The sequence below is a fragment of the Aequorivita vitellina genome (genome assembly GCF_022008365.1).
Taxonomy (GTDB): domain Bacteria; phylum Bacteroidota; class Bacteroidia; order Flavobacteriales; family Flavobacteriaceae; genus Aequorivita; species Aequorivita vitellina.
This window is the reverse complement of sequence record NZ_JAIRBA010000017.1, coordinates 61,306-72,138: the sequence shown is the minus strand read 5'-3', so window position 1 is coordinate 72,138 and position 10,833 is coordinate 61,306. Positions and strand designations below refer to the sequence as shown.

Below are 10,833 nucleotides of genomic sequence, written 5' to 3'. Positions count from 1 at the left end.
ACTATTAATGATACCACTGCTCCTGTACCAGATGTAACTACATTGCCAACTGTTACAGAACAATGCAGTGTAACTAGCATACCTGCTCCTACGGCAACAGACAATTGTATTGGAGCTGTTACTGGTACAACAACTACTAGTTTCCCAATTACGGCATCAACAACTGTGGTTTGGACCTACACAGATGGCACTAACACTAGCACGCAAAACCAGACGGTAACTATTAACGATACCACTGCTCCCGTGCCAGATGTAACTACATTGCCAACTGTTACAGAGGCTTGTAGTGTGACAAGTTTGCCTGCGCCAACGGCGACTGACAATTGTATTGGATCTGTTACTGGAACAACAACCACGAGCTTCCCAATTACGGTGTCAACAACTGTGGTGTGGACCTATACAGATGGAACTAACACAAGCACGCAAAACCAGACGGTAACTATTAATGATACCACTGCTCCCGTGCCCGATGAGGCAACACTACCAATTGTTACAGAGACTTGTAGTGTGGCGAGCTTGCCTGCTCCTACGGCTACAGACAATTGTGCTGGCACCGTTACCGGAACAACAACTACTAGCTTCCCAATTACAGCATCAACAACTGTGGTTTGGAGCTATACAGATGGCACTAACACAAGTACGCAAAACCAAACAATTGTTATAAATCCAATTGATAACTCCGTAACCCAAACTGGCAATACGTTAACAGCAAATGCTTCTGGTTACAGTTACCAATGGGTAGATTGTGATAATGGCAATGCACCTATTTCTGGAGCAACAAACCAAAGTTTCACTCCAACAGTAACCGGTAATTACGCTGTTGTTATTAGTAATGCACTTTGCACCGTAACATCTGACTGCTATTTGGTAACAATTTTGAGCGTTCAAAATACAGATTTTAGCAATAAGTTAGTTGTTTATCCTAACCCAGTTAAAAACACGGTTATCGTTGAATTGGGAACTATTCATAAAAAGGTGGATGCCACTATTTTCAACATATTAGGACAGGTTGTTTCAAAACAAAACTTCTATAATACAGATACGATTGAAATGAATATTAAAGGAGCCGCAGCAGCTGTTTATTTTATAGAACTCATTTCTGAAAGTGGACAAAAAGCAATTTTGCGAATCGTAAAAGAATAATGTTTAATTAATTTTTAAAAAGAAATAACTCCAGAGATAAAACTTTGGAGTTATTTTTATTTTCTGTAATTAGGTAAAACACTTCAATAGCAATTAACCAAAAGTTAAAACCTGAAACAGGTGAAAGCTTAAACACTCTTGAAAGCTAAATATATAAATTATGCGATTTAATTATTTAAAAATTTTAATATTATCATTTTTCTCAAGCTTATGTATAGGCTGCAGTGCCGTTCGTGTTACCGATGCTCAAAGTCAGGTTGTGCGACCCGGATTGCCTTCAACATCTCCTACAATAAGTTATTCTTGGAAACTCCTTGTGAAAAAACCCATTGAACTCAAATCTATTACATTGAATAAGTTGAATATTGAAACAGATATTACCTCCTATTCAATTTCCGATTTAAGTGATGGCAAAATAATTAACAGCAAGCTATTGCAAGCGGGCAATTACTTTATAAATTTTAAAATCCCTGGAAATAAATTAGATCCCGATGAAGAAAACATAATAAAATTTGAATACACTGATAATACCGGAGCTAATACTATTTCTTTTAAAAGTATAAAAATACCGGATTTACTAATGAAATAATCGGCAATCAGATTATTGCAATTAGAGCAGATAAATAGGGTTTCAGTTGAAGCATTTAAAATATATTATGGTTTTACCATCTCAATCACCAGTTGGTTGAAGCAACGTTCAAGAGAAACAGTAAGAAAGTGTAAATAGCATATATTGAAAAAATTACGCAAGCGGTTTACTTTTATACGTATTGATAAACCAGATTTAACAGGGAAATAAGTTTAAAGTAGATTTAAAAACACTCTTATTGCACAGAAATGAAACAACACTCATCCAAAGTTTAAAATTTCATATTATAAACAAAAAAGCTCCCGAGGCACAATATCCCGAAAGCTTCTTCTCTCCATATTCACAAACTTAAACTATTCCTTTATTATCCTTTTTGTTGTCGTGCCATATTCAGTTTCTAATTGAAGTATGTAAACACCTGTTACAAGATTTTCAATATTCATTTCTTCATTACTAAAAACTGCGCCGGTATCTCTTCCAAGCATATCAAAAAGCTTGACATTTTTAAATGCTACTTCAGCTGGATTCGCAATGTATAGCTTGTTAGTTGCGGGATTTGGATACACACTTATCGAAGCCAAATTGTTTTCGCTTACACCAAGAGATTCGCCATTAATAGCAAAAAGACTGTATTTTCTAGAGCCTCCAAACCCAAGTTCTGTAAGTGCTCCGTTCGCAAGGTTTACTGTATAAAAAGTGGACCAAATAGCACCGTCTCTATTCTGCAAAACGGCATACATTACATTGGTAGCAGAATCTACCGAAAATCCGCTACGCACTGGGTACATGCCTCCGGGGAGCATATTACCAACTTCACTTCCCACACCTGTATTAATATCTACAGTGTACAAATTTCCTGTATTGGCATCGGCCACGTAAACATTTCCGTTGTTATCAATTTCCATAGCAACACCATTTAATATACCTGTGCCAGTACCAATTGGCGTTAGAACGCCAGTGGTAATATTAACCTCATAAAGTTGCGTTCCCGAGTTATTGTTAGGGTCTGCGCTTAGGGCGTAAAAAGTATTATTTGTGATGTTATAAGAAAGCTGACTCAAAAATTGACCACCTACATTTCCAGATACGGTAGCGGCATAATTTACGGCGCCAGTACTTAAATCAACAATTCCCAAAATGTAATCTGGAGCTTGATATACAAATGTATAAAGTTCGCCAGCATCGTTAAAATCGCCCCCCAACATTGTAAAAGCATTACTTGTAATTACAGTACCCAAGGGATAATACGGTCCAGCAAGTGGAATCGTGCCAAACTGTCCCGGATTGGTAAAAGTTTCCATTACATACACATCTGTGGCAGGTCCGAGTAAATTCTGTGCTTTGGTGGTAGTTGCAATAAATGAAAGTACAAACGTAAAAAGAAGAATTTTTTTCATGACTTATAGTTTTAAGGATTATAACCATATATCGAAGAATGAGTAAATAGTCATCATTTTTTTGAAAAGAATTTTTGTAGCTTTAAAACCTTATATAAATTCATAAAATGAAAACCAAAGCCTTCCTCCTATTTATAATGTTATTAGCCACGATTGGTTTTGCCCAAACTGGTGAAACAGAAAAACAACAGATTAACACTGAAGAAATTTCAGCAAATGAAGCTGAGCCTATGGCGTTTAATCTTGCCGAAGTTCCACCGCTGGCCTCAGGCTGTAAAGCGAAATGGAAAGTAGAAAAGCAACGAGAATGTACGCGCAAATTTATTATGAATCACATAAACCGGAATCTTAACACAGACCTTGTCTCAGAATTAGGTTTGACGGGATTTTTTAAAACAGATGTTAGTTTTACAATAGACAAAGCGGGTAATATTAATAATATAAGCGCCAAGGGAGGTCCAGAAATTATGAATCAAAATGCGGTGGAAGTAATTAAAATACTACCACAATTTACTCCTGCCATGCACAATGGCGAAATGGTTGCAGTTTACTTAAAATTTCCAATTGCATTTGATATTCAATGATTATTTTTTATTGAATTTTTAAAAATCTTTAAACGCAAATTTTTGCATCATCCTGCCAACTCCACCAATTTAGCAAGCGTACGGTAGTTGCGCGTAGTAGCCGCAACCTTCAGTTTTTTTTCAAAGAAATTACTATTCAGTTTTGCACGGCCATAACCATTGCCGAAATAGATATAAACACAATCCTGCGTTAACACAAATTCCTCATTTGGGTAGTTAATTTCGCGTACTGCCACCATCAATTCCTTTTTTGGTGGCGATGCAAGTAACATATAATAGGCCTCAGTTTTCTTTGTTTCTTCAAAAGGGCAATCGGCTAAAATTTTAGCAATGGCATCGGCTGTTTTTACTAATACAGGAACTTCCCAACCAAACTTATTTGTTATTTCATTTGAAATTTTTTCAGAAAGACCCTTTTCTTCCGCAGCAGAAAAAATTACGTTCCCACTTTGTATGTAAGTAACCACATCTTTAAAACCCAAACCCTCGAAGAGAAGTTTAAGGTCGGACATTTTTAGTTTTTTATGTCCGCCAACGTTAATACCGCGAAGTAGGGCGATGTAGATTTCCATACTAATAATTCTGACGTTGATTTAGAAATCGATAAATTAATACTCCATAGGGCTTTACCACATAATGAATAGAGTAATTAAAGCGGGCTAACATAATTATTCGAACATTTCTATACCGAACTTGAAATGCTTCTGGCATTAAGCGAATTGTATCTATTTGTCGATTAAAGTCTTCCCAAAACTCTTCTTCTTTATTATTAAATTCAAAAAAACATTTCGCTTTGTGTATTTCAATTCTTGCCTCATCCGTAGCCTTTATCTCATCGCCCATATTGCTTCAAAATATCCTTTAAAGAATGGGTAATTAACCTGCCATTTTCATCTCTTTCAATCATATCATCCATCATTGCCTTGTATTCTTCCGAAGGTTCGCTAAAATTCAAGGCAGTATCCTCTATCATAAATTCAAGATAATTTTTTAAGGAACGTTTTTGAAGTTTCGCTTGTTTTTCAAGAATTTCAATCGTTTTATTCTCCAGCTCGATTAATTTTTTAGTCTTTCCCATTGTATATAGATTATATATATCAAATATATAACAATTGTTTAAATTGAACAATTCATCTGCTACCTCGGCGCGTCTAAAATGAACTTTTACAATTAGCATATTTAACTGGTTCGCCAATGCTGCTCCGTCTAAATACCGTGCGCTTTATATTTATAAGTTTTTGGCATGCTTTAATTAAACTTCTTTTCAATACCTTTAATTGCAAAATTTAGAGGCTTTTTAATTCTAACCAATTTACAATTTTGATGAAAGTTTTTTTATAACGATGAAAATTAAGCAACTCATTTTAGGTTTGGCAATAATGGTTATTTCAAATACCATTTCCGTTGCGCAAAACACTCCAACTTTAGTGGCAAAGGGCAGTATCGCTATTCCGAAAATTACCGAACCATGTTTAAGCAATTCTGCTCGTGAAGCTCTCGAAAGTTCCATCAAAAACAATATTGAATATTTACACAAATCTGGAAAATTACAACCTATCAATAAAAAAGCGGCACATCCACTTTTTGATTGGCCAGTCACACAGGCTAATGGCTTTAACTATAATTCTATTTGGATTCCTTACAATTATGTAGACCACGATCCTGATTATCCCAATCGCGAACTAGATTTTTATTGCGGCAGAAGAACTTACGACACTCCGCAAGGCTACAACCACTCCGGAACTGACATTGTTCCGTGGCCTTTTTGGTGGAAACAAATGGAGCGCAACCAAGCCGTTAATATTGCTGCGGCAGACGGACAAATTATCGTTAAACAAGACGGCGCATTCGACAGAAATTGCGCTTTTAATAACAGTCAATGGAATGGCATAGTGCTTCAACACAGCGACGGCAGCCGAAGTTATTATTTTCACATGAAAAATGGCTCGGTTACCACCAAAGAAGTGGGAGACTGGGTAACAAAAGGTGAATATTTAGGAGTAATAGGAAGCTCCGGCAACTCTAACGTCCCACACCTACATTTTGAAGTGAAGGATAGTTCTGGAATCCTTATTGACCCTTATGAAGGAGCTTGTAACCCAACTGCAAACGAATCTTGGTGGAGTTCGCAAAAACCTTATCTAAATCCTGCTGTGATGGCCGTTCTCACTCATGATGATTTTCCTATATTTCGAGATTGCCCTCAAGTAGAAACAACCAATGAAAAAAATGAATTTGAAATTAGAGTACCGTATTATTTGGGAGTTTACATTAGAGATCAACGCAGGAATACAAGTGTTGAATTAAAGGTCATTAGGCCTGATAATTCTTCCTTTTCCCAATGGATTTTTCCATTTTCTTTAAATGATGTTTTATCCTATTATATATTTTCTGGCAATTCAGATATGGAAGGCGTTTGGAGATTTGAAGCTACTTATGAAGGAAATACCGCTGTACATTACTATACCGTTGGTCAACTTGGCATTAGTGAAAATGAACTAACCAATACCAAAATTTTCCCGAATCCCGCCACTTCCGAAGTAAACATACTATCAGACCATACAATTACAAAAGTCACCTTTATCGACCTATTGGGGAGGATCATCTTTGAAAAAAAAGCGGACAATGGACTAAAAAACATCAATGTGTCTTCACTTTCTAAAGGTTTGTACTTTATGACGCTTACTTCTATTGACCAACAATCTAAAACATTGAAAATGATTAAAGAATAGCAACTATTTCTCTAAAATCATGTGAAAAGATCCGTTCTAAAAAAGCTTCAGTAATTACAAATTTTGAGAAACAATAAACCCACCCGTCCAAGCACTTTGAAAATTAAAGCCGCCAGTAATAGCGTCAATATTTAGAACTTCACCAGCAAAGTAAAGGTTTTGGCAGATTCTACTTTCAAAGGTTTTAAAGTTTATTTCCTTTAAATCAACTCCGCCGGCAGTAACAAATTCTTCCTTAAAAGTACTTTTTCCGTTAACTTGAAAAATTGCAGCCGTTAACTGATTTGCAATATTTTGAAGATTTTTGCGGGTAGCTTCGGCCCAGGTTAGGCGGTCGTCAATTCCCGAAGCTTTTACAATACTTTGCCAAAGGCGTTTTGGCAAATCGAACTGTGCGTATTTAAAAATGGTCTGCTTCCCCTGAAATGCTTTCAATTCTTTTAAAGAATCCAAAACGTCTTTTTCGGAAAGCGCATTCAACCAATTTACTTCAATGTTGAAATTGTATTTTAATGGTTCCAAAATTCGTGCGCCCCAAGCAGAAAGTTTTAGTATTGCGGGACCGCTCATTCCCCAATGAGTAATAAGCAAGGGACCGTTACTTTCCAAAACCATTTTTCCTTTTTTATCGAGTACTTTTACCGAAGCTTCGGTGCTCAATCCAGGTAAATCAATGATTCGACCGTCCTTTATATTAAAAGTGAAAAGCGAAGGAACCGCAGCCACAACAGTATGTCCTAAACTTTCGAGCAATTGCCAGATCTTCGGATTGCTACCCGTAGCAACTACAATTTTTTCAGCAGAAAAAACATCCGTAGCGGTATTTATGGTGAAATAATTTGTCTCTTTTTGAATGGTTTTTACAGATTGACTGAGCAAAACCTCAACCCCCAAACGTTTCGTTTCGGAAAGAAAACAATCTATTATGGTTTTTGAAGAATCTGAAACCGGAAACATTCTGCCGTCTTCTTCAATTTTCAATTCCACACCCCTTTTCTCAAACCATTCAATGGTGTCGCCGGTCATAAAAGTGTGGAATGGCCCTAAAAGTTCCTTTTCGCCACGCGGATAGTTTTGGGTTAATTCCTTCGGAAGAAACTCGGCGTGGGTTACATTGCAGCGCCCGCCGCCGGAAACTTTCACTTTGGTGAGCACTTCTTTGCCGCGTTCGAGGATTACAATTTTAAGTTTCGGATTCTTTTCCGCAGCATTTATCGCTGTAAAAAAACCCGCCGCACCGCCGCCAATTATTATAACATCGGCCTGTTTCAAACAAGTATTTTTTCTTCGGCGAACGTTTCGCAGAGAGCAATTGTTTCTTTAACGTCATCTAGTGTGGTTCGCGGATTTATCAAACACATACGCAACACAATTTGTTTGTTGAGCACCGTTGTTACCAATAATGCTTCTTTAGATTCCACTACATTTTTCGAAATACGTTGGTTTAGCGCATCCAGTTTTTTCTCTGAAAGTTTGTTGCCAATGGGGTTGTATCTAAAATTGATTACCGCCAAAGTCGCTGGCGAAATAACTTCCCAGTTCGGGCTTTTGCGAAGAAAGTTTTCGGCGGCTTCTGCAAGTTTTATGTTATAGGAAATTGCTTTTCTGAATTCGCCCATTCCAAAAGTTTTTACCGACATATAAAACTTTAAAGCACGAAAACGGCGTGTTAGTTCTATTCCGTGATCGTAAAAATTTATTTCGGAAGTATTGCCTTCAATATCACGCAGGTATTCAGGTTTTTCGGTGAAAGTTCCCTTTAACCATTTGTGGTTTTTAATTAAAAGACAGCCAATTTCATAAGGCTGAAAAAACCATTTATGCGGATCGATTGTTAGTGAATCTGCTTTTTCAATTCCTTTTAAAAGTGGTTTCCCGTCATCGGATAGAATTGCAAATCCGCCGTAAGCGCCATCAATGTGAAACCAAATGTCTTCTTTTTTACAGATTTTCGCAATGTCTGAAAGCGGATCGACCGTTCCTGTATTTGTTGTTCCCGCAGTGGCAATCAAGCAGAAAGGTTGTAAACCTTCCAACCTATCTTTTGCAATTGCGTTTTTTAATTTGTTGAGTGAAAACTTAAATTCGCCATCCGTGGGAATTATGCGAATCTGTTCTTTTCTAAACCCAAGTACGCGAATGGCTTTTATATTTGAAGAGTGCGCTTGGTCTGAAAGATAGATTATAGCTTTGCTGAAATCATCGCCACACTTAACCGTGCGCGCTGTTACCAAAGCAGTTAAATTGGCCATTGAGCCGCCGCTTGTAAAAATTCCGCCTCCTTTTTTCTGTGGAAAGCCGAACATTTTCAACAGCCAGTTCATCGTTACAATTTCCATTTCGGCTGCAGCTGGAGAAGCTTGCCAACCTCCAGAAAATATATTGAAACCCGCAGATAAACTGTCGGCCATTGCACTTATATAGTTACTTGGACCGGGAACAAAAGAGTAGGATTTTGGATGCGAAACAATGTTGCTTTTGGTCATTACTTTGTCCAAAACAAAATTTAAAACTGTGCTTGGGTCGCTTGGTTTTTCGGGAGCGTCTTCTAAAAATAAATCTTCCATTTCTTCCCGCGAGCCAGAAACTACAGGGAGTTTATCGTTTTGGGTTGCAAAATGCTCCACTATGGCATCAACTACTTCGTAACCATAGGTTTTCATTTCCTCTTGGCTCAATTCTAAAGTTGCGTTGTTCTGAATTTTCACGTGTTTATTTTTTGAATATTTTGAGAGTGCAAAATTACGGTTTTAGGAAGGGAATTGCCGTCTTTCTTTTAATAAAAAATGCCTTGAAGGTTTTCCAAGGCATTTTGTAATTGCTATGTCTGGCCGAGCACAATCGAAGTAGCTCTCGACTGGGCTCGAGCGGACATTCGTATTATTCCACAATCATTTTCTTTGTTCCAGCTTGTGCATCGTTACTGAATTTCACAAAATATAAACCTGTGGGAAGGTTGATTGGCAAGGTGTTCTGTCCGTTAGAAACAATTTTAGAAGCAATTAAATTACCTTGAACGCCATAGATTTCAACTTTTTCAATAGAAACTATGTTGTTGAAATTGATTTCATTTTTCACCGGATTTGGATAAAAACTGAAATTTTCAAACGCATTATCAGCTACACTCAAAATACCACAAAGGAAGGGATCAAAAATCACTTCGCCTAAATTGGGATCGTCCACACTGTGATAGATAACGTCTTCCACTTGTGCTTCGGTACTTTGCTGGCCTTCAATCCAGCAGTTATTTTTTGCAGAAATTGGATTTGGCGTATTGTTGTAAAGCGCGTAAACTACACCTCCGTTTTCATTTTCTGAAAACACATTGTCTCCAGGATTGCCACTGTCATCTCCAAGGTTTACTGTGGCCGAACCTTGAAGGGTAATTCCCCAAAGGTTTCTTCTAATTTCATTGCCTTCAATAATTACGGCAGGTCCAACATTAGATGCATTATGGTTAATTCCGCTTCCGCCAAGTAGCGGGTCGCCCTGAATATTATTGTCTTCAATTATATTGTTTATAATTTGGGTTGAATCAACATTTCCTAGGATTGTAATTCCATAGCGGTTGTCACGGATAGTGTTATTGTCTATCACTACAAATACATCGCCACCCACAAAATTGGCAATTGCAATACCGCCAGCCTGCTCTAAAGCGGGGTCGCCAATAATTGTATTTTGAACAATTTGCAATGGCTCATTTGCCAAGGTTGGGCCCAAGTTTATCTGCGGTCTGTTGGAGTTTGCTGTGTTGTTACCTTCAATGGTATTGTTGAAAATGTAAGCAGACACAGCCGAATTTGCAGCTGAACCAATGGCAGGATTGCTATTAAAAGCAATAGTGTTGTTTGTTATCTGTGGCATTCCGCGAGACAGTTGAATTACCGCGCTACTAGTAGTTCCGGAAACATTATTAGTAAGCGTGCAATTATCAATAGAAAAAGTTTCGGTTAAAACTCGCAGTCCGCCGCCGTATTTAATAGTTGCATTACTAATGTCTATTGTTGAAAATTCTTCAAAACGGAAGCCATCGTAAGGCGCGTTTTCATCTATCGCTGTAATTGTTACTGCATTGGCATTTACTGTAAAGTCACCAAAAACAGTCACTCTTTTTTCAAAATCGATACGTAGGGTTAAATCTGTATTGATTATAACCGCATCGTTTTCGGCAATAGTTAAATTTCCTAAAAGGGTGTAATCGTTCCCAGAGACTGTAATTGTAGATGGGCTTGCAGCAGCAATATCATCTAGTGTCCAAGTTACACCAGTGTTTGGGGTTGTGTAATCCTGAGCAATAACAATAGCGCAGGTTAAAAGTGTAAAAAATACACTGAGAATAGTTTTTTTCATTTTAATAGGTTTTTTAGAGAGCCACAAAAGTAGGGATA

General features: G+C 37.5%; 11 protein-coding genes. 4 read left to right on the top strand and 7 right to left on the bottom strand.

Annotated elements, in window-relative coordinates; all coding sequences use genetic code 11:
- Both K8089_RS09900 and K8089_RS09895 read left to right on the top strand, forming a co-directional pair.
- On the top strand, positions 1-1,143 hold a 1,143-nt coding region (locus K8089_RS09900; RefSeq protein ID WP_237603121.1), incomplete at its 5' end, for a T9SS type A sorting domain-containing protein.
- Positions 1,144-1,303: 160 nt separating this feature from the next.
- Positions 1,304-1,732, top strand: coding sequence for a hypothetical protein (locus tag K8089_RS09895; protein ID WP_237603120.1), 429 nt, complete (start codon positions 1,304-1,306; stop codon positions 1,730-1,732).
- Positions 1,733-2,085: 353 nt separating this feature from the next.
- Here the strand turns inward: K8089_RS09895 and K8089_RS09890 are convergent, their stop codons facing one another.
- The gene (locus tag K8089_RS09890) at positions 2,086-3,129 is read right to left on the bottom strand and encodes a T9SS type A sorting domain-containing protein (RefSeq protein ID WP_237603119.1); all 1,044 of its coding nucleotides are present in this window, start codon (positions 3,127-3,129) and stop codon (positions 2,086-2,088) included.
- 107 nt (positions 3,130-3,236) lie between these two features.
- On the opposite strand from K8089_RS09890, the gene K8089_RS09885 reads away from it, so the two are divergent.
- On the top strand, positions 3,237-3,713 hold the full coding sequence (locus tag K8089_RS09885; protein WP_237603118.1) for an energy transducer TonB: 477 nt from the start codon (positions 3,237-3,239) through the stop codon (positions 3,711-3,713).
- A 47-nt stretch (positions 3,714-3,760) separates the two neighbouring features.
- Here K8089_RS09885 and K8089_RS09880 read toward each other — a convergent pair whose 3' ends face one another.
- Genes K8089_RS09880 through K8089_RS09870 form a run of 3 tightly spaced genes read right to left on the bottom strand, consistent with a single transcriptional unit; the run spans position 3,761 to position 4,890 of the window.
- Positions 3,761-4,285, bottom strand: a complete 525-nt coding sequence (locus K8089_RS09880) for a DUF1697 domain-containing protein (protein ID WP_237603117.1) — start codon at positions 4,283-4,285, stop codon at positions 3,761-3,763.
- Position 4,286: 1 nt separating this feature from the next.
- Positions 4,287-4,556 carry a hypothetical protein gene (locus K8089_RS09875; RefSeq protein ID WP_237603116.1) on the bottom strand — a complete coding sequence of 90 codons (270 nt, stop codon included), beginning with the start codon at positions 4,554-4,556 and terminating at the stop codon, positions 4,287-4,289.
- Positions 4,546-4,890 carry a hypothetical protein gene (locus K8089_RS09870; RefSeq protein ID WP_237603115.1) on the bottom strand — a complete coding sequence of 115 codons (345 nt, stop codon included), beginning with the start codon at positions 4,888-4,890 and terminating at the stop codon, positions 4,546-4,548. Before K8089_RS09870 ends, K8089_RS09875 begins: the two co-directional genes overlap by 11 nt.
- Before the next feature lie 166 nt (positions 4,891-5,056).
- On the opposite strand from K8089_RS09870, the gene K8089_RS09865 reads away from it, so the two are divergent.
- Complete coding sequence (locus K8089_RS09865) at positions 5,057-6,445, top strand: peptidoglycan DD-metalloendopeptidase family protein (RefSeq protein WP_237603114.1); 1,389 nt, start codon at positions 5,057-5,059, stop codon at positions 6,443-6,445.
- A 54-nt stretch (positions 6,446-6,499) separates the two neighbouring features.
- Here K8089_RS09865 and K8089_RS09860 read toward each other — a convergent pair whose 3' ends face one another.
- The 3 genes from K8089_RS09860 to K8089_RS09850 all read right to left on the bottom strand — a co-directional run bounded on the left by K8089_RS09860 (position 6,500) and on the right by K8089_RS09850 (position 10,795).
- The gene (locus tag K8089_RS09860) at positions 6,500-7,717 is read right to left on the bottom strand and encodes a BaiN/RdsA family NAD(P)/FAD-dependent oxidoreductase (protein WP_237603113.1); all 1,218 of its coding nucleotides are present in this window, start codon (positions 7,715-7,717) and stop codon (positions 6,500-6,502) included.
- The gene (locus K8089_RS09855) at positions 7,714-9,108 is read right to left on the bottom strand and encodes a pyridoxal phosphate-dependent decarboxylase family protein (protein WP_262913919.1); all 1,395 of its coding nucleotides are present in this window, start codon (positions 9,106-9,108) and stop codon (positions 7,714-7,716) included. The genes K8089_RS09860 and K8089_RS09855 overlap by 4 nt, the downstream gene beginning before the upstream one ends.
- 217 nt (positions 9,109-9,325) lie before the next feature.
- A complete protein-coding gene (locus K8089_RS09850; protein ID WP_237603111.1) occupies positions 9,326-10,795 on the bottom strand; it encodes a T9SS type A sorting domain-containing protein in 1,470 nt (489 codons plus the stop codon).
- Positions 10,796-10,833 lie beyond the last annotated feature (38 nt).